This window comes from Actinoplanes regularis (genome assembly GCF_900188005.1).
GTDB lineage: Bacteria > Actinomycetota > Actinomycetes > Mycobacteriales > Micromonosporaceae > Actinoplanes > Actinoplanes regularis.
On the sequence record NZ_FZNR01000001.1, the window covers coordinates 735,047 to 752,643 of the forward strand.

Genomic DNA, 17,597 nt, shown 5'->3' on the forward strand with positions numbered 1-17,597 from the left:
GTCACGCCGCCAGCGGGGGCAGCCGGTGGTCGTAGATCCATGCCTGCGGATCGCCCTTGCGCGTCAACATCCGGAAGACCATCGGGAGCATCGCGTCCCGGATCGCGGCACCGACCGGGCCGAGCACCTTGTTGTTGTTTCCGCGACGGCCGTGGGCCGCGACCTTCTCGACCCGGGGACGGCGGACCGCCTCGTACGCCGCCAGGCCGACGGCGATCTCCCGGTGCTCACGCAGACTGTGCCCGAGCACCACGGCGTCCTCGAGCGCCTGCGAGGCGCCCTGACCCGAGGTCGGCGCCATGGCGTGCGCGGCGTCGCCGACCAGCACCGCCCGGTCGTCGCGCCAGACCCGGACCGGGCCCAGATCCTCGGTGTTCCACGGCCCGACCACCTCGTCGCTGGCCCGGATCAGCTCGGCGGCCGGCGACGACGGATCCCCCTCGAAGAGCGCGACCAGGTGCGCCTTCCAGGATTCCGGGGTGAACGAGTCCGCCTCGATCGGCCGCTTGGCCGGCGGGTTCGCGAACCACCAGACCGAGCCGTCCGGCGCGGTGACCCAGCCGAAGAAGGCCCGCCGGCCGAAGGCCATCTGCATCACCCCGGGCGGCGGCGCGAGGCGCGGTTCGACCGGGCCGGCGGTGAAGCCGCCGGCGTTGAGCAGCCCGAGGTAGTGCGGCACCGACGCGGTCGGATCAAGCGCCTGCCTGGTACGGGAGCGCAGCCCGTCCGCCCCGACGAGCAGGTCGGCTCGCACCCGGCGACCGTCGGCGAACTCCGCTTCGACACCGTCCCGGCCGGTGACGGCCCCGGTCAGCGCCGCGCCGTAGACGATCGGAATGCCACGCGCCTCGGCCTCGGCGCGCAGCCCGGCGTAGAGGTCCGCGCGGCGGATGGTCGTGGTGGTCTCGCCCAGCGACAGGTCGGCGAGCAGTCGCCCGGACGCCCCGCGCAGCGCCATCACCGGGGTGGGGAAGCCGCGTTCCAGCACCTTCGCGGGGTCGAGGCCGAGCGCGCGCAGCGCGTTCAACCCGTTCACCGCGACGGAGAGGAACGCGCCGCGCTCGTCGGCGACCCCGCGCTCGTGGCGCTCGTGGATGACCGGGTCGAACCCGGCACTCTGCAGGGCGATGGCCGCGGCGGTGCCCGCGACGCCACCCCCGATCACGGCAGCAGTTTTAGTCATAGAATGACTATCCATAAAATGACTATGCGCCGTCAAGGGGTCGTAGGCTGATCGGCATGAAACGCTCCCCACTCGCGATGCTGCTGCTCGCACTGCTGGTGGAAGCGCCGATGCACCCGTACCGGATGCAGCAGGTGATCAAGGAGCGCGGGCAGGACCAGTTGGTCAACGTGGCCCAGCGCAACAGCGTCTACCAGGCGCTCGACCGGTTGGTCCGGGAAGGTCTGGCGCGCGCCGGGGAGACCACCCGGGAGGCCGGGCGGCCGGAGCGGACCGTCTACGAGGTCACCGAGGAGGGCGCGGCGACGCTGCGCCGCTGGCTGCTGGAGATGCTGCCGGCGCCCGCCCGGGAGTTCCCCGAGTTCCCGGTGGCGCTCTCGTTCCTCGCGATGCTCAGCCCGGCGGAGAGCAGGGAACTGCTGGAGCGCCGGATCGGGGTGGTCGCGGAGCGGATCGCGGCGATCGACGCGCAGGCGCCGCCCGGCCTGCCCCGGCTGTTCCTGCTCGAGGACGAGTACCGGGCCGCGATGCTCCGCGCCGAGCTGGACTGGCTACGCGCGGTCGTCAACGACCTGGAGAACGGCACACTGACCTGGAACCGGGCCATGATCGAGAAAACCCTGGCCCAGTTCCAGGGCTAGCTGGGCTGATCGGCGTCGCCTTCGGCTCGCGGGCATTGTGCCCTTGGCGGCCGATGTCGAGAGGCCCGAAAACGACCACGCTTCGCTAGCCGTTTTCGGGCCTCTCGACATCGGCGGGCGCAAAGCGCTTGGGGTCTTGGCTAAGCCAGGCGCCGGGTGTCGAGGCCGGCCAGCAAGCGGTCGGCGGCGGCGTACGGATCAATGTCGCCGTCCGCGACCTGGGTCGCTAGGGCGGGTAGGGCGGTGCCCTCGTGGAGGTCGCCGATTCGGGCGCGGAGGGTGCCCAGGGCCAGGGCGGAGATTTCGGCGGCGGCGCGGTGTTCGCGGCGGGTTCGCAGTTCGCCGGTCTCCGTCAGCCAGGTGCGGTGCTTCTCGATCGCGGTGATCACGTCGTCGATGCCCTCGCCCTTGACGGCGACCGCGCGGACCACCTGTGGCCGCCAGTCGCCGGTGGCGCGTTCGCCGAGCGCCAGCATCCCCTGGATGTCGCGGTAGGTGTTGTCCGCGCCCGGCCGGTCCGCCTTGTTGATCACGAAGACGTCCGCGATCTCCAGTACGCCGGCCTTGACCGCCTGGATCGCGTCGCCCATCCCAGGGGCGAGCAGCACCAGCGTCGTGTCGGCCAGCGAAGCGATCTCCACCTCGGCCTGGCCCACGCCGACCGTCTCGACCAGCACCACGTCGCAGCCGGCCCCCTCGAGCACCCGGACCGCCTGCGGGGTGGCGGCGGAGAGCCCGCCGAGCTGACCGCGGCTGGATATCGAGCGGATGTAGACGCCACGGTCCGCGGTGTGCTCCTGCATCCGCACCCGGTCGCCGAGGATGGCGCCACCGGTGAACGGGCTGGACGGGTCCACGGCCAGCACACCGACCCGGCGACCGGCCAGCCGCAACGCTCTGACCAGCTCGTTCGTGGTGGTCGACTTGCCGACCCCGGGCGCGCCGGTGAGGCCGACCACCTGGGCCCGGCCGGCGTAGGGCGCCATCGCGGCGGCGACCTCGGGCAGCGCCGGGTCGCCGTTCTCGACCAGGCTGATCAGCCGGGCCACCGAGCGGGGGTCACCCTCCCTGGCGTTCGTGACCAGGGAGGGAACGTCACGGGAACGGGTCACGCGGGCACCTTGATGATGAGCGCGTCGCCCTGACCACCGCCGCCGCAGAGGGCCGCCGCACCGGTGCCGCCGCCGCGCCGCTTCAGCTCCATCGCCAGGGTGAGCACCACGCGGGCACCGGACATGCCGATCGGGTGACCGAGAGCGATCGCCCCGCCGTTCACGTTGACCTTGCTCTCGTCCACCTTCAGCTCGCGCATCGACTGGATGGCGACCTGCGCGAACGCCTCGTTGATCTCGATCAGGTCGAGGTCCTCCACGGTCAGCCCGGCCTTGTCCAGCCCGTGCCGGATGGCGTTGGCCGGCTGGGACTGCAGCGAGCTGTCCGGCCCCGCCACGTTGCCGTGGGCGACGATCTCGGCGATCCAGGTCAGCCCGAGCTCCTCGGCCTTGGCCCGGCTCATCACCACCACCGCGGCGGCGCCGTCGGAGATCGGCGAGGAGGTGGCCGCGGTGATCGTCCCGTCCGGGGTGAACGCCGGCCGGAGCTTGCCCAGCGACTCCGCGGTGGTGTCCGGCCGGACCCCCTCGTCGGTGTCGATCAGGCCCGGCGCCTTGCGGTCACCGGACGGCAGCGGCGCGATCTCGTCGGCGAACCGGCCCTCGCGCTGCGCGGCGGCGGCCCGCTGGTGGCTGAGCGCCGCGAACGCGTCCTGCTCGGCGCGGCTGATGTTCAGCGCGGCACCGCTGATCTCGGTGGACTCGCCCATCGAGACGCCGGCCCACGGGTCGGTCAGCCCGTCCAGCGCCATGTGGTCGCGGACCACGGTGTCCCCGAACTTGGTTCCCCGGCGCTGGTCCATCAGCAGGTGCGGGGCGTTCGTCATCGACTCCATGCCACCGGCCACCACGATCTCGCACTCGCCGGCGCGGATCAGCTGATCGGCCAGCGCGATCGCGTCCAGGCCGGAGAGGCACACCTTGTTGATCGTGAGCGCCGGGGTGCTCATCGGGATGCCGGCCGCGACAGCCGCCTGGCGGGCCGGGATCTGCCCGGCGCCGGCCTGCAGCACCTGGCCCAGGATGACGTACTGCACCTGCTCGGGCGCGACGCCGCCACGGGTCAGGGCGGCGGCGATGGCGTGCGCGCCGAGGGCGGTGCCGCTCAGGTGCTTGAGGTTGCCGAGCAGCCGCCCCATCGGGGTGCGGGCGCCACTGATGATCACGGAGCTGGTCACTGTCATGTCCGATCTGCGACGGCCGGGATACGGTAATTACCCGGGCGGGCCTTAACGATGAATCAGGTCAGAGAGTAGTGGCATGACAGACGACACATCGACTTCCAGCCGGCGCGAGAATGTCACACTCGCCGGTCTCGAATTGCTGCGGATCGACCACGTCGGTATCGCTGTAGCGGACTTGGACGAGGCGATCCGGTTTTACGAGGTAAATCTCGGTTTGCGGTGTGTGCATCAAGAGACCAATGACGAGCAAGGTGTCCGAGAGGCGATGCTGGCCGTCGGTGACGGCACCGGACCGCGGATCCAGCTGCTCGCACCGGCCCGCCCCGACTCGGCGATCGCCAAGTTCATCGACCGCAGCGGCCCCGGCCTGCAGCAACTCGCCTACACGGTGGCCGACGTGGAGGTCGCGGCGGACGCACTGCGGGCCCGCGGCATGCGACTGCTCTACGACGCCCCGAAGCGCGGCACGGCCGGATCCCGGATCAACTTCGTCCACCCGAAGGACGCCGGCGGGGTGCTCGTCGAGCTCGTGGAGCCCGCCGACGCCGTACACCTACCGGGTGATTCAGCCTGACGTGAGCCCGGCCGCCTGGCAGGATCGGTGCCATTGAGCAGGTCCGACGGCCTCGTCGGCGGGATTTCGATCACCTGGGGCCCCGAGTCGGCAGGTAGGCGACGGGACGGCACCGGACCGGCCGGTGAGTGGCGGGTGTCCGCCGAACGGTCCGGCCACCCGCCCGCGCAGCAGCTCAAAGCTGATCTACATTGGGGTTCCACGCCACACCGCCCTTGCATGTCCGCCCCCTTCTCGCCAGGATGGCGCAATGCCCCAGCAGCAGGATCAGCACGTGGACTTCTTCGAAACCGCGAACACTCAGCACGACTTCACCGTTGTCCTGCGCGGTTACGACCGTCAGCAGGTCGACGGACACATCGGCAGACTGCTCGCCGCGCTGAACCAGGCGTATCAGGCCCGCGGCGAGGCCGAGCAGCGCATGAACGACGCCCAGCGCCGGCTCCGCCAGGCGGAGCAGCGGCTGAACGTGCTGGAGCAGAAGCTCGCCGACAGCAACAAGCTGTTGGAGGAGAACAACCGGCCGACGCTCTCCGGACTGGGCACCCGGGTCGAGCAGATCCTCCGGCTCGCCGAGGAACAGGCGAACGACCACCGGAGTGAGGCGAAACGGGAGAGCGAGGGCATCCTCTCCGCGGCCCGTCTCGAGGCTCGCGAGATCACCGACAAGGCGCGTGCCGAGGCCGCCGCGATGAAGGCGACCGCCGAGCGCGAGGCCGGTCAGGTCCGCACGCACGCCGAGCGGGAGGCCGCAGAGACCCGGGTGCAGGCCCGGCGCGAGGCCGACACGCTCCGCTCGGACGCCGACCGCGAGACCAAGCAGCTGCGTACGGTCACCGCGCACGAGGTCGCCGAGCTCAAGTCGACCGTCGAGCGCGAGGTCTCCTCGCTGCGGGCCACCGCCGAGCGGGAGATCACCCAGGCCCGCGCGAAGGCCGGCCGGGAGGCCGAGGAGAAGCGCGCCGAGGCCACCAAGATGCTCGCCGACGCGCGTGACAAGCGCGAGAAGGACCTGCAGGCCCTGGCCCTGGAGCTCGCCGAGCGCCGGGAGAAGGCCGAGGCCGAGGAGTCCCAGCGGCACGCCGCTCAGCTCGCCGCCACCCAGAAGATGGTGTCGGAGGCCGAGGAGCGGGCTCGCGCCGCGGAGGACCGGGCCAAGGAGATCGACCAGCGCGCCGAGAACCGGCGGATCGAGTCCGAGCGCAGCTCCTCCGAGACCGTGGAGAAGGCCCGCGCGCTGTCCGAGAAGACCGTCTCCGAGGCTCGCTCCGAGGCGAACCGTCTGCTCAGCGAGGCACGCACCGAGGCCGAGCTGACCACCCAGGCGGCCCGCCGCGAGGTCGAGGACCTCACCCGGCAGAAGGACGCGGTCACCAGCCAGCTGGGCCAGATGCTCTCCGGCCTGTCCGGCCTGGTGCCCGGCGTGGGCGGAAATCCGGCCGCGGCTGCCGTCGCCGCGGCGGCGGCCGCCCAGTCCAAGCAGGCCGAGTCCGCCAAGCCCGACCAGCAGGCCGCGGCGAAGGGGGCCGAGTCCGGCGACGCGCCGGTGGCCGCCAAGACGAACTCCTGACACCCACCCATCCGGGTCCTCCGGTTGCGGACTCCTCGCGAGTGCGCCACGGTAGGACCGATCGGCGGCTTCTGTGCTGCAGGCCGTACCGGAGTTTCTCCGGTACGGCCTGACTCGTTTGGGCGCGTAGCCTGGATTCTCACGAGCCCGGTCGGACAATTCGCAACTACCCGTCTAGTCCCGCTCAAGCCGGTGTGTAACGCGCTGCTGGACCAGGCGTATGTGAGGATGGAAAGCATGTCGCACGGCGGTGAAATCTTCGGCCTTGGCGGAGACTCGGCCACCGAGCCCAGCTTCGAGACCGCTCTGCGTGGCTATGAACGGAAGCAGGTCGAGCGATACGTCGCCCGCGCCGAGAACGAGATCGCCGCCCTGGCCGCCGAACGTGAACAGGCGTATTCGCAGATCCAGGCGATGGCCGCGCAGATCGAGCGCCTGCAACAGGAGATCACGCAGACCCGACGCAACTCCGGCATGACCGGTGAGGTCTCCTTCCGGCACCTCGGCCCCCGGGTGGAGCAGATCCTGGTGCTGGCCGAGGAGCAGGCCGAAGCGATCAAGGCCTCGGCCACCGACGACATCGCCGGCCGGCTCGCCGAGGCGGAGCGGATCCGGGCCGAGGCCGAGGCGCACGCCCACGACGCCATCCGGGACTTCGAGGTCACCCTGGCCGCTCGCCGGGCCGACGAGGAGAAGGTCGACGCGGCCAAGCGGGCCGCCGCGGAGAAGGCCGTCGCCGCCGCCCGGCAGAGCGCCGAGCAGATCCGCATCGAGAGCGAGGCCATGCTCGCCCGGGCCCGGACCGAGGCGCAGCACCTGGGCGACAAGGCCACCCAGGAGGCCCAGCGGTCCCGGGCCGAAGTGGACGGTTACGTTCAGTCCACCCGGATGCAGGCCGAGCAGGAGTTGAAGGCGCTGCGGGAGAAGACCAACCAGGAGATCTCCGCCCGCCGGACGGCGGCCGAGCGTGAACAGTCCGATCTCAAGGCCGCCGTCGAGCACGAGCTGGCACTGCGCCGCCACGCGGTGATCGAGGAGCTCGGCCAGATGCGCGCGGGCGTCGAGAAGCAGTGCGCCGACCTGCGCAGCGAGGCGGACAAGTACGCCGAGGAGGTGCTCCGCCGCTCCGACGAGCAGGCCACCGCCACCCGTAAGGAGCTGGCCGCTCAGCACGAGAAGATCGCCCAGGCGGGCCGCGAGCTGGAGGCCGCCCAGGCCAAGGTGGCCGAGGCCGAGCGGCGGCTGGCCGTCGCGAGCGAGAAGGCCCAGGTCGGGGAGCAGGAGGCGGAGCAGGTCAACAAGCTGCTGGCCGAGACCACGCAACAGCTGGAGGACGAGCTGGAGCGGGTCAGCGAGGCGAAGCGGGCCGGCGAGGCCGCCGAGCGGCACGCCGCCGACGTCCGCCGCCAGGTGCAGCTGGAGGCGAAGCGCGTGGCCGAACTGGCGGCCGCGGCGGTGCTGGCCGCCGCCGCTTCACCCGACGACCCGGCGCCGGTCGACGGTCTCGCCGGGACACCCGCGGAGGAGAGTCCGCACGCCGCCGGTGAGAAGACCGGCAAGGTGACCGCTTCGGCCAAGGTGGCCGCCCCGCGGTCCAGCCGGGTGCCGGCGGACGCGGAGTAACGCCTCTGGCGGCCTTTGCACGGCGGCGATAACCTCCGGGAGCTCGCTGTCCGAGGTGGAGGTCCCGCATGTCATCCGAACCGGCACGAACCGTCGCCGAGGAACCGCTGGACGACGCGGAGCCCGCGGAGGAGGACCCGGAGGCCGGTACGAGCCGGTTCGGCGCACCCGGCCGGCCGTTGAACCGGCGTAGCCCGTTCCTGTTCGGCTTCCTGTTCGGACTGGGCGTGATCGTGGCGTACGCGCTGTTCCTGGGCGTCCGGAACGCCGCCTCGATCCTGGTCCTGATCTTCATCGCGCTGTTCCTGGCGATCGGGCTGAACCCGGCCGTGGTCCGGCTGCGCCGCTGGGGCCTGCCCCGAGGCGCGGCCGTGGCGATCGTCTCGCTCTCGGTGGTGGCGCTGCTGGCCGGCGGCCTCGTCGCGCTGATCCCGCCGCTGGTGACGCAGACCACCGAGCTGATCAACAACGCGCCGGAGACGATCGAGAACCTGCGTCGTAGCGAGACGATCAACGAGCTGGTGCAGCGCTACGACATCGTGAACAAGGTACAGAGCGCGGTGAACGCGGGCACCATCGGCGGCGCGCTGGGCGGGGTGGTCGGCGGCGCGAAACTGATCTTCGGGACGATCTTCAACGTCCTCACCGTGCTGGTGCTGACCATCTACTTCATGGCCTCGTTCGAGCGGCTCAAGGAGGCCGGGTTCGCCCTGGTCCCGTCGTCGCGCCGGGACCGGGTGCGGCTGCTCACCGACGAGATCCTGACCAAGGTCGGCGGTTACATGGTCGGGGCGATCGCGATCGCGGTCCTGGCCGGGCTGAGCACCTTCGTGATGGCCGTGCTGCTCGACCTGCCGTACCCGTTCGCGCTCGCGGTGGTGGTCGCGGTCTGCGACCTGATCCCGCAGATCGGCGCCACCATCGGCGCCGTGATCGTCAGCCTGGTCGGGCTGGCGTCCTCGGTCGCCGATGGTGTCGTCTGCATCGCGTTCTTCCTGATCTACCAGCAGATCGAGAACTACCTGATCTACCCGAGGGTGATGCGCCGCTCGGTTCAGGTCAGTGACGTGGCCGCGGTGGTGGCGGCGTTGCTCGGCGTGGCCCTCTTCGGTGTGGTGGGCGCGCTGGTCGCCATCCCGATGGTGGCCGCCGTCCAGCTGATCATGCGCGAGGTGCTGGTCCCCAGCATGGATCAGCGCTGACCCGCAGGGGTCAGCCGGCGGCCGGGATCGTGCCGGCGAGCAGGCAGACCGCGAGGAGGCGGCGCAGCACCCAGTCGTTCTGGGACCAGTCGATCTCGCCCTCGGGGGCGATCCAGCCGTGCTGGTAGGCGGCGTCGCGGACGCCCTCGGCGTAGGCGGCGAGCAGGATCGGGGTCAGCGGGCGGGTGTCCGCCTCGAGACTGTCGCGGACGCCGGCGGCGTGCTGGTCGATCACGGACATCAGGCCGGGAGCCGCGTGCGCGGCGGCAAGACCACTGACGCCGATGACGGCGGTGAGATCAGCGAGCGAGGCGTGAGCGGAGCGCAGGGCGGCGCGGGCGGCGGCGTTGCTGAACAGACCAGGCATGAGAAGAAAGTTAGAGACGGCAAGTTGGCCGGCGGTTCTCCTCCGGGTGCGGAACGGTTGAACCCGCTACTCCCGCTGCGGCTGGGGGACCTCGACGTCGGAGAAGGCGGCGACGGTGCGATCCGCGTACGCGTTCATGTCGCCCATCTCCATCGGGCCGTCCCACGACCGCGGCAGTGGGGTGGGCACGCCCGGCGCGACGCGCCCGACGATCCGGTCCAGCACGTTCTCCGCGTCGCCCACCCAGAGGTGCTTGGCGCCGGCCATCGGCACCACCTCGGCCTGCGGAATCGCCGCGAATCTGGTCTGCGCCTCGGCCGGGCGCAGGTAGTCGTCGAACTCCGGGATCAGCGCGGTCAGTGGCTTGCCGTCGGCGGCCCAGGCGGCCAGGTGCTCGGGGCGGGAGAAGCGCAGCGGCGGGGAGAGCAGGACCGCCCCGGTGACCGCCGGCTCCAGCCCGTACATCAGGGTCAGGTCGGTGCCGAACGACCAGCCGACCAGCCAGATGTCGGGCAGGTCGGCGAACTCCGCGTACTCGATCGCGGCGGCCACGTCGTAGCGCTCGTCGACGCCGGACGAGAAGGTGCCCCCGCTGACGCCGCGTACGCTGCCGGTGCCCCGGGTGTTGAAGCGCAGCACCGCGAGACCGGCCAGCGCCGGCAGCCGCCACGCGGCCTTGCGGAAGATGTGGCTGTCCATCATCCCGCCGTGGGTGGGCAGCGGATGCAGGCAGACGAGGGTGGCCACCGGCTCGCGGTCCATCGGCCGGGCCAGCTCACCGACCAGGGTGACGCCGTCCGCGGTGTGCAACTCGATCTCCTCCCGATGGGCGGGCAGGATCGAGTTGGCACGGATCAAGTTGCTCACAGTAAGAAGCCTTTTTCCATTTAAAGGGGCTCTATTGCTTTTTGGGGCGCTACGTGGGGAGCTCACCCATAGCGTGGCGCGTTCCGTGATCGTTCCACCCCCGGAATGCGCCGGTCGCGCGCCTTCCAGCAGCCGGTGTGCCAGTGCCGCCGGTCGCTCTCGTCGCCCCGGCCGTCGATCGGCCAGGCCACCACATGCGCGACACCCGGCCGGATCTCCTGAACGCAACCCGGGCAACGGTACGTCTTCGCGGCCGCTCCGCCGAAGATCGAGCGCACCATCCACTCGCCGTCCTGCCACTGCTGGACGCCCTCTATGCCACGGCGCACCCCCTCGCCGGCGAGGCGGGGCTGCTCCGGTTGGTCGGGATTACGACGACGGGAGTGGTTGCGGCGGGGGCTCACCGGTCAAGCGTACGGATTCATCGCGATCGCCCTGGTGACTGGTCGGTAACTTACCGCCTAGACTCCGCACATGACGGCGACTCACGTTCCCGGCCTCCCGGTGATCGAGGACAACCAGCTGATCTCCACGAACCCGGCCACCGGCGAGGAGGCCGGCCGGGTACCGGCCGCCGACGAGCAGGCGGTCCGCGCCGCCGTCGAGCGGGCGAAGGAGGCCGCCGCCTGGTGGCAGGGCCTGGGCTGGGACGGTCGCAGGACACGGCTGCTGCGCTGGCGCAGCCTGCTGGTCGAGCGGATCGACGAACTCGCCGAGCTCACCCGGCTGGAGAGCGGCAAGCCGGTAAACGACGGGTTGATCGAGATCACCGCGGCGGTCGAGCATCTCGACTGGGCCGCCCGGCATGCCAAGAAGGTGCTCGGTCCGCGCCGGATGCGCACCCGGCTGCTGCTCGCCGAGCACGTCGGACATCTGGAATATCAGCCGTTCGGGGTAGTCGGCGTGATCGGCCCGTGGAACTACCCGATCGTCACCCCGATCGGCCCGATCTCCGGGGCGCTGGCCGCCGGCAACGCGGTCGTCTTCAAGCCCAGCGAGTACACGCCGGTGGTCGGCCAGTGGCTGGTCGACACGTTCGCCGAGATCGTCCCGGAGCAGCCGGTCCTTCAGGCGGTGCACGGGCTGGGCGACATCGGCGGCGCGCTGTGCCGCTCCGGCGTCGGCAAGGTCTCCTTCACCGGCTCCACCGCCACCGGCAAGAAGGTGATGGCCGCCTGCGCGGAGAACCTGGTGCCGGTGGTGATCGAGGCCGGCGGCAAGGACGCGCTGATCGTGGACTTCGACGCGGACGTCCGGGCGGCGGCCGAGGCCGCCGTCTGGGGCTCGATGACGAACGCGGGCCAGACCTGCATCGGCATCGAGCGGGTCTACGCGGTCGCCCCGGTCTACGACGCCTTCGTGGCCGCGGTCGTGGAGAAGGCCGGCAAGCTGCGGACCGGCGAGGAGATCGGGCCGATCACCATGCCCAGGCAGCTCGACATCATCCGCGACCACATCGAGGACGCTCTGGCCAAGGGCGGTCGGGCGGTGCTCGGCGGGGCCGACGCGGTGCAGGCGCCGTACGTCGCCCCGACCGTCTTCGTCGACGTCCCGGAGGACTCGTCGGAGATCCGCGAGGAGACGTTCGGGCCGACACTGACCATTACCAGGGTCTCGGACGTGGACGAGGCGATCAGCAAGGCCAACGATTCCCCGTACGGCCTGGGTGGCTCGGTCTTCGGCAAGAAGAACGCGGTCCGCGCCGCCCGCCGGCTGCGCTCCGGCATGGTCGCGGTGAACGGCACGCTCACCTTTGTCGGGATGGGCAACCTGCCGTTCGGCGGGGTGGGCGAGTCCGGTTTCGGCCGGATCCACGGCGAGGACGGGCTGCGCGAGTTCGCCCGGCCCAAGGCGATCACCGTCCGCCGGGCGAAGTCCCTGCTGCCGGCGATGACCTTCGAGCGCACCCCGGCTCAGGTACGCCAGATCGTCAAGGCCCTGCGCCTGCTCTACGGCCGCAAGCCATAGGCTGTGCGGGTGGCCGACCACCCCGCGGTTGAGGTAAGCGATCTGACGGTGAGCTACGGCTCGACACCGGTGCTGACCGGTGTCGAGCTGACCGTCCCGGCCGGCACCGGCGTCTGCGTGACCGGGGAGAACGGCATCGGCAAGTCCACCCTGCTGCGCTGCGTCAGCGGCCTGCAGAGGCCGGACTCCGGCCGGATCCGGGTCTTCGGCGCCGCGCCCGGCTCCAGCCCCGAGTTCTGGGCCGCGGTGGTGACCACGGTGGAGCCGCCGACCTGGTATCCGGGACTGACCACCCGGGAGCACGCCGAGCTGATCTGCCGGGCGCACGGGCAGGACCCGGACGAGGCCGGCGTCGACGAGGCCCTGAGCCGCTTCGGCCTGACCGGCCACGCCGACGCCATCCCGCCGTCGCTCTCGTCCGGACAGAAGCAGCGGCTCACCCTGGCGCTGGCTCTGCTGCGGCCGAGTTCCCTGCTCATCCTGGACGAGCCGGAGCACCGGCTGGACCCGGACGGCCGGGCCGCGGTCGCCGAGATGCTCGCCGACTTCGTGGCGACCGGCGGTTCGCTGCTGATGGCCAGCCACGACGACAAGTTCGCGGTCGCCTCCGGGGCCGAGCTGACCACGATGGAATCGTTGGTCGCGTGACCGTTCTCGTACCGCTGCGGCCGGTCCGTCGCTGGATCCACGAACGCCAGGTGTCCCACCGGGAGCGTGGTGCGACGCTGAGCAACCTCTACGTCGCCGCGCTGCTGATCGCCGTTCTCGGCGCGATGACGCACCGGCAGCTCGCCAAGATCTTCTGGCCCGACCGGCCCGACCTGGGCGCGCTGCCCGCGCTCGCGCTGACGCTGCTCGGCGCGGGCTTCCTGCTGATGGCGATGCGCGCGGCCGGCCCGGTGACGCTCGGCCGCCCCGCGGCGTATTTCCTGCTCACCGCCCCGGTCAGCCGCCGCCGGCTGCTGCTGCCGTCGCTGCGGCTGGCCGCGCTGGCGGCCGCCTCCAGCGCCGCGCTGATCGCCACCGCGATCGCCGGGCACGCCACGCCGCGCGACGTCGCGGGGCCGCTGATCGCCGGTGGGGCGCTGCTCGGGGTGGGGCTGCTGCTGATCGCCGTGGTGGCGCAGCGGGTGCGGGGGTGGGCGACGGTCACCGATCGGCTCGCGACGTCCGTGGCGGCCGCCGGCCTGCTCCTGCTGATCGTCGACAATCTCGTGGTCGCCGATCCGCCCGCGATCGACGGATGGCCATCGAGCTCCGTGCTGGTCGCGGTGGTCGGCTCGGTCGCGGTCCTGGTTGGTGTCGGGGCTGCTTCGACCGTACGCGGGCTGGCCCTGACCCCGGACGACCGCGTCCTGGAGGCCGCGAAGACCACCGGAACCATCTTCGACACCGCGTTCGGGATGGAGCCCTCGTTCATCACCGACATGGTGGCCCGGCGCTACTGGACCCGGCGGCGGCTGACCAGCACCCGCCCGCCGGCCCGGCTCCCGGTCCTGACCGGCCAGGACTTCCTGGTCGCGCGCCGCCGCCTGCCCCGGCTGCTGTGGCTGCTGGCGGCCACTCCGATCCCGCTGCTGCTGACCACCGCCCCGGCCTGGGTCACCGGCGCCGCCCTGCTGCTCGGCGCGATGATCGCCGGGGGCACCACGACCGCGACGGTGAACACCGACGCGGGGAACCCGGTGCTGCTCCGCCTGCTCGGGCTGAGCTCCCGCCAGGCGCTGCTGCAGCGGCTGTGGATCCCGGGCGCGCTGGCCTTCGGCTGGTCGCTGATCGCCCTGGTGCTGATGCAGGTCGCCGGCGACCTGCCGGCCGGGCCGTGGTTCCTGCTCAGCGTCCCGGTCGGGGTGGCCGGCGGGGTGGCCGCGGTGCGCCGGGCCCGCTCCGGTTTCGTCCGCAACGACCTGCTGCCGCTGGACACCCCGATGGGCACCGTCTCCACCGGCCCGCTGGTGCACGCGTTCGCCGGCCCGGACGCCCTGATCCTGGGCATCCCCACGCTGATCGCGATCAGTCAGGAGACGCCGCTGACGGCGACCACGCTGCTCTTCCAGACCGCGCTGGCCCTGATCGGCGCCCGCGCCTACCTCGCCGGCACCACCGACCCCGAGCGCGTCGAGCTTCAGGCCTGACACCGCTTCCGAGTGGGGAAGCGGCCCGACGTCATGATCTAATCCGCGCACCATCGGATCGGACAGGGGCCATCATGACATCGGAACTGACCGCGGAAGAGAACTCGTTGCTGGTCAGCGGCCTGGGACGGGTCGGCGCGACGGTGAACAACGGCGGCGGATGGGGCGCCCGGCTGGCTGCCAAGCTCCTGCCCGCCGACGTCTTCGAGACCGAGGTGACGGTGCCGCTGCCGCACACCGAGACGGAGTCCCGGGTCCGCGAGTTGTTCGGCACCCCGGCCGGCCCCCTGCAGGCGGTCCTGGGCGCCGGCGCCATGGGTCTCAACCCGGCCGTGGTCACGGTGACCCTCGCCCCGGACGGCCTGGAGAAGACCACCGTCCACCTCCGTGGGGTGGCCAAGGAAGGGCTGATCAAGCAGCGTGCCGGCCGCGAGGCGGCGCAGCGGGTCGCCGATCAGCTGCTCAGAACAGAGTGAGCTCGTCGCGCTCCATGCCGCGGAGCTTGTCGTAGTCGACGGTCACGCAGCGGATGCCGCGGTCGGTGGCGAGGACGCGGGCCTGCGGCTTGATCTCCTGGGCCGCGAACACGCCCTGGACCGGGGCGAGCAGCGGGTCCCGATTCATCAGTTCGAGGTACCGCGTGAGCTGCTCGACGCCGTCGATCTCGCCGCGCCGCTTCACCTCGACGGCGACCGAGCCGCCCGACTCGTCCTTCAGCAGCAGGTCGACCGGGCCGATCGCGGTCATGAACTCGCGCCGGACCAGGGTGTAGCCCTCACCGAACGTCTCCGGGTGCTCGGCGAGCAGCTCCTGCAGATGCGCCTCGACGCCGTCCTTCACCAGGCCCGGGTCGACGCCCAGCTCGTACGAGTAATCCTGGAAGATCTCCTCGAGGGTGATCCGCAGCTCCTCGCCGGCCTTGTTCACCACCTTCCAGACGCCCGGCGCCTCCTGCAGCTTGCAGGGCGGACTCATCCAGTTCAGCGGCTTGTAGGCACGGTCGTCGGCGTGGATCGACACCGAGCCGTCGGCCTTCACCATCAGCAGCCGCGTGGCGAGTGGCAGGTGGGCGGACAACCGTCCGACGTAATCGACGGAGCATTTCGCGATGACCAGACGCACCGGGCGACACTACCCGACGACCACTTCCCCCACGGAGTAGCCGGGGCCCGGCCCGCCGGGCGGGACGAGCGCGCCGGTGCGATGCTGGCATCGTGTTCGAAGCATTGACCGGTACCGGTCTGGCGGCCTCCGCCGGGCTGAACGCATACATCCCCCTGCTCAGCATGGCCCTGCTCGCCCGATACACGGACGCCGTCAATCTGCCGAGCGGCTGGTCCTGGCTCGAGAACGGCTGGATCATCGCGATCCTGACGATCCTGCTCGCCATCGAGGTGGTCGCCGACAAGGTGCCCGTGGTCGACCACATCAACGACGTGGTGCAGACCGTGGTCCGCCCGACCGCCGGCGGCCTGGCCTTCGGCGCGGGCTCCTCCGCCGAGACGGTGACCGTCTCCGACCCGGGCACGTTCTTCAGCTCCCATCAGTGGGTGCCGATCGCCGCGGGCGTGCTGATCGCGCTCTGCGTACACGGGGTGAAGGCGGCCGCCCGGCCGGTGGTCAACGTCACCACCGGCGGACTCGGCGCCCCGGTGGCGAGCACGGCCGAGGACATCGGCAGCGTGCTGCTGTCAGTGCTCGCGATTCTGCTGCCGGTGCTGGTCCTGATCGGACTCGCGCTGATGATCTGGGCCACGGTCTGGGTGTTCCAGCGCCGCAAACGCCGTAGGCAATCGAAGGCGGCGGGTGTCGAAACGCGTCAGCTGTTTGATTGACTCACCGGGTGCCCGCGTTCGCCGTACTCTCCTTCACTCTCGCTTGGTGGCTCGCCGGCTATCTGATCGGCCGTGATCCCGGACGGCCGGCGTTGCGCTGGGCGTGCGCGGGCCTCATGGCGTACGCGATCGCGGTGGTCGCCTGGCTCACGGCGCCGGGTGGCCAGACCACCCAGGTCCTCATCTGCCTGCCGGCCCTCGCCTGGGCCGGCAGCCTGGTGGCGCTGCTGCCGCTGACGCCGGCGGAGCGCCGGCCGATCGACATCGGCGCCCTGATCCTCGGCGTCAGCTTCCAGTTGATGGTGGTCGCGCTGCCCGGCGCCGGCAAGCTGGTCGGGCTGATTCCGCTGGTCGGCGCCCTGATCCTGCTGTGGCGGGGGCACGGGCAGGTGGTTCCGCGCAGCCTGCCGCTCGCGATGACCGTCATGGCGCTGCTGTACGCGGCGAGCCTGGCCGTCCTGCTGCTCCCGGTCGACGCCGGCGGCCCGATCCCGGCGCTCGCCGCGTCCGGCCTGGACCTGCTCGTCTTCGGTTACCTCATCGCGGTGGCCCAGGCGGTGGCCGACGGCGAGCGGCTGCGACCGGACCTGCGGCGCTCGCTGGTCGCCGTGCTCGTCGTGCTGGTGCTGGTCGGGCTGCCGGCGACGCTGACCATGTACGCCGCCTCCGGCGACGACCTGGTGACCGTGCTCCAGTTCGTGCCGCTCGCGGTGGCCGCGACCGCGGCCGGGCTGGCCGGGCGGCTGAGCCGGATCCTGGACCGGATCGCGCTGGCCGGCGACGACCGGCTGCGCCAGAACCGGGCGATGCTGTTGCTGAACGCGGACGCGCTGCTGCGCCTGCAGGAGCGCCGGACGCTGTCCGAGGTGGGTGAGCCGGAGTTCCTCCGGATGACCCGCCGGGCGCTGGCCGATTTCAACGACCTGAACCGGCTGTCCCGCAGCCCGCTGACCGATCTGCCGGTGGTGGCCGTGCGGGTGGCCGGACGCGGCGACGATCAGCCGCGGGCCCGGGCCCGGGAGCTGCGGGCGGTGCTGCGCGAGTCGGTGTCGGCGCTGCGCCCACCGGGGCCGTTCGGCACCAGCGAGGACTGGTGGTACTACAACACGCTGCAGTTCTGCGGGGTGCTCGGGCTCAATCCGTACGCCCGGCGGCTGCGGGTGGACGGCCTGAGCCGGGAGGCGCGGATGGCGGTGGACTGGTTCCGGCGCAACGTGCCGCGCGACACCATGCGGCAGTGGCAGCGGGAGGCCGCGATGATCGTCGCGGGTCAACTTTGGTCAGAAGCCTTTTCAAACGACAAAGCACGACACGCAGTCACTAATCGGTCTTAATG

The 17,597-nt window shown here is 71.5% G+C and carries 18 protein-coding genes; 11 read left to right on the forward strand and 7 right to left on the reverse strand.

Annotated elements, in window-relative coordinates; all coding sequences use genetic code 11:
• Position 1: 1 nt before the first annotated feature.
• A complete protein-coding gene (locus CHC09_RS03065; protein WP_239138041.1) occupies positions 2–1,183 on the reverse strand; it encodes an FAD-dependent oxidoreductase in 1,182 nt (393 codons plus the stop codon).
• A 56-nt stretch (positions 1,184–1,239) separates the two neighbouring features.
• Here CHC09_RS03065 and CHC09_RS03070 point away from each other — a divergent pair, with 56 nt between their 5' ends.
• Positions 1,240–1,824, forward strand: coding sequence for a PadR family transcriptional regulator (locus CHC09_RS03070; RefSeq protein ID WP_089291373.1), 585 nt, complete (start codon positions 1,240–1,242; stop codon positions 1,822–1,824).
• A 140-nt stretch (positions 1,825–1,964) separates the two neighbouring features.
• On the opposite strand, the gene meaB is transcribed toward CHC09_RS03070, so the two are convergent.
• Complete coding sequence (gene meaB / locus CHC09_RS03075; protein WP_089291374.1) at positions 1,965–2,936, reverse strand: methylmalonyl Co-A mutase-associated GTPase MeaB; 972 nt, start codon at positions 2,934–2,936, stop codon at positions 1,965–1,967.
• The gene (locus CHC09_RS03080; RefSeq protein ID WP_089291375.1) at positions 2,933–4,120 is read right to left on the reverse strand and encodes an acetyl-CoA C-acetyltransferase; all 1,188 of its coding nucleotides are present in this window, start codon (positions 4,118–4,120) and stop codon (positions 2,933–2,935) included. Before CHC09_RS03080 ends, meaB begins: the two co-directional genes overlap by 4 nt.
• Before the next feature lie 76 nt (positions 4,121–4,196).
• On the opposite strand from CHC09_RS03080, the gene mce reads away from it, so the two are divergent.
• The 4 genes from mce (at position 4,197) to CHC09_RS03100 (ending at position 9,089) form a co-directional block, all read left to right on the forward strand.
• Complete coding sequence (mce, locus tag CHC09_RS03085) at positions 4,197–4,694, forward strand: methylmalonyl-CoA epimerase (RefSeq protein ID WP_089291376.1); 498 nt, start codon at positions 4,197–4,199, stop codon at positions 4,692–4,694.
• A 250-nt stretch (positions 4,695–4,944) separates the two neighbouring features.
• Positions 4,945–6,264 carry a coiled-coil domain-containing protein gene (locus tag CHC09_RS03090; RefSeq protein ID WP_089291377.1) on the forward strand — a complete coding sequence of 440 codons (1,320 nt, stop codon included), beginning with the start codon at positions 4,945–4,947 and terminating at the stop codon, positions 6,262–6,264.
• Between the two features lie 237 nt (positions 6,265–6,501).
• Positions 6,502–7,887, forward strand: a complete 1,386-nt coding sequence (locus CHC09_RS03095; RefSeq protein ID WP_089291378.1) for a coiled-coil domain-containing protein — start codon at positions 6,502–6,504, stop codon at positions 7,885–7,887.
• Positions 7,888–7,955: 68 nt separating this feature from the next.
• Entirely contained in the window at positions 7,956–9,089 is a 1,134-nt protein-coding gene (locus CHC09_RS03100; protein ID WP_089291379.1) for an AI-2E family transporter, read from the forward strand.
• 10 nt (positions 9,090–9,099) lie between these two features.
• Here CHC09_RS03100 and CHC09_RS03105 read toward each other — a convergent pair whose 3' ends face one another.
• The 3 genes from CHC09_RS03105 to CHC09_RS03115 form a co-directional block, all read right to left on the reverse strand.
• Positions 9,100–9,456 (reverse strand): DUF6401 family natural product biosynthesis protein, encoded by a 357-nt coding sequence (locus CHC09_RS03105; RefSeq protein WP_089291380.1) that lies wholly within the window; start codon positions 9,454–9,456, stop codon positions 9,100–9,102.
• Between the two features lie 66 nt (positions 9,457–9,522).
• The gene (locus CHC09_RS03110; RefSeq protein WP_089291381.1) at positions 9,523–10,323 is read right to left on the reverse strand and encodes an alpha/beta hydrolase; all 801 of its coding nucleotides are present in this window, start codon (positions 10,321–10,323) and stop codon (positions 9,523–9,525) included.
• A gap of 62 nt (positions 10,324–10,385) precedes the next feature.
• On the reverse strand, positions 10,386–10,727 hold the full coding sequence (locus tag CHC09_RS03115; protein ID WP_203833017.1) for a hypothetical protein: 342 nt from the start codon (positions 10,725–10,727) through the stop codon (positions 10,386–10,388).
• 70 nt (positions 10,728–10,797) lie between these two features.
• Here CHC09_RS03115 and CHC09_RS03120 point away from each other — a divergent pair, with 70 nt between their 5' ends.
• The 4 genes from CHC09_RS03120 to CHC09_RS03135 all read left to right on the forward strand — a co-directional run bounded on the left by CHC09_RS03120 (position 10,798) and on the right by CHC09_RS03135 (position 14,902).
• Positions 10,798–12,291 carry an aldehyde dehydrogenase family protein gene (locus CHC09_RS03120; protein ID WP_089291383.1) on the forward strand — a complete coding sequence of 498 codons (1,494 nt, stop codon included), beginning with the start codon at positions 10,798–10,800 and terminating at the stop codon, positions 12,289–12,291.
• Between the two features lie 9 nt (positions 12,292–12,300).
• Positions 12,301–12,939: an ABC transporter ATP-binding protein gene (locus CHC09_RS03125; RefSeq protein ID WP_089291384.1), complete on the forward strand. Its 639-nt coding sequence runs from the start codon at positions 12,301–12,303 to the stop codon at positions 12,937–12,939.
• Positions 12,936–14,426: a DUF6297 family protein gene (locus CHC09_RS03130; protein WP_089291385.1), complete on the forward strand. Its 1,491-nt coding sequence runs from the start codon at positions 12,936–12,938 to the stop codon at positions 14,424–14,426. The genes CHC09_RS03125 and CHC09_RS03130 overlap by 4 nt, the downstream gene beginning before the upstream one ends.
• A 74-nt stretch (positions 14,427–14,500) precedes the next feature.
• A complete protein-coding gene (locus CHC09_RS03135; RefSeq protein WP_089291386.1) occupies positions 14,501–14,902 on the forward strand; it encodes a hypothetical protein in 402 nt (133 codons plus the stop codon).
• Here the strand turns inward: CHC09_RS03135 and nucS are convergent.
• Positions 14,889–15,548 (reverse strand): endonuclease NucS, encoded by a 660-nt coding sequence (nucS, locus tag CHC09_RS03140; RefSeq protein ID WP_089291387.1) that lies wholly within the window; start codon positions 15,546–15,548, stop codon positions 14,889–14,891. The genes CHC09_RS03135 and nucS overlap by 14 nt on opposite strands.
• A 92-nt stretch (positions 15,549–15,640) precedes the next feature.
• Here nucS and CHC09_RS03145 point away from each other — a divergent pair, with 92 nt between their 5' ends.
• Together CHC09_RS03145 and CHC09_RS03150 are read left to right on the forward strand one after the other, a co-directional pair.
• Positions 15,641–16,261, forward strand: a complete 621-nt coding sequence (locus tag CHC09_RS03145; protein ID WP_089291388.1) for a DUF4126 domain-containing protein — start codon at positions 15,641–15,643, stop codon at positions 16,259–16,261.
• A gap of 8 nt (positions 16,262–16,269) precedes the next feature.
• Positions 16,270–17,595, forward strand: a complete 1,326-nt coding sequence (locus CHC09_RS03150; RefSeq protein ID WP_239138040.1) for a hypothetical protein — start codon at positions 16,270–16,272, stop codon at positions 17,593–17,595.
• The last annotated feature ends 2 nt before the right edge of the window (positions 17,596–17,597 follow it).

Excerpts from the sequence above, each read along its gene's own strand:
- CHC09_RS03065 (WP_239138041.1), bottom strand. The coding sequence starts at position 1,183 with ATGACTAAAACTGCTGCCGTGATCGGGGGTGGCGTCGCGGGCACCGCC.
- CHC09_RS03070 (WP_089291373.1), top strand. The coding sequence starts at position 1,240 with ATGAAACGCTCCCCACTCGCGATGCTGCTGCTCGCACTGCTGGTGGAA.
- CHC09_RS03080 (WP_089291375.1), bottom strand. The coding sequence starts at position 4,120 with ATGACAGTGACCAGCTCCGTGATCATCAGTGGCGCCCGCACCCCGATG.
- mce (WP_089291376.1), top strand. The coding sequence starts at position 4,197 with ATGACAGACGACACATCGACTTCCAGCCGGCGCGAGAATGTCACACTC.
- CHC09_RS03090 (WP_089291377.1), top strand. The coding sequence starts at position 4,945 with ATGCCCCAGCAGCAGGATCAGCACGTGGACTTCTTCGAAACCGCGAAC.
- CHC09_RS03095 (WP_089291378.1), top strand. The coding sequence starts at position 6,502 with ATGTCGCACGGCGGTGAAATCTTCGGCCTTGGCGGAGACTCGGCCACC.
- CHC09_RS03100 (WP_089291379.1), top strand. The coding sequence starts at position 7,956 with ATGTCATCCGAACCGGCACGAACCGTCGCCGAGGAACCGCTGGACGAC.
- CHC09_RS03105 (WP_089291380.1), bottom strand. The coding sequence starts at position 9,456 with ATGCCTGGTCTGTTCAGCAACGCCGCCGCCCGCGCCGCCCTGCGCTCC.
- CHC09_RS03120 (WP_089291383.1), top strand. The coding sequence starts at position 10,798 with ATGACGGCGACTCACGTTCCCGGCCTCCCGGTGATCGAGGACAACCAG.
- CHC09_RS03135 (WP_089291386.1), top strand. The coding sequence starts at position 14,501 with ATGACATCGGAACTGACCGCGGAAGAGAACTCGTTGCTGGTCAGCGGC.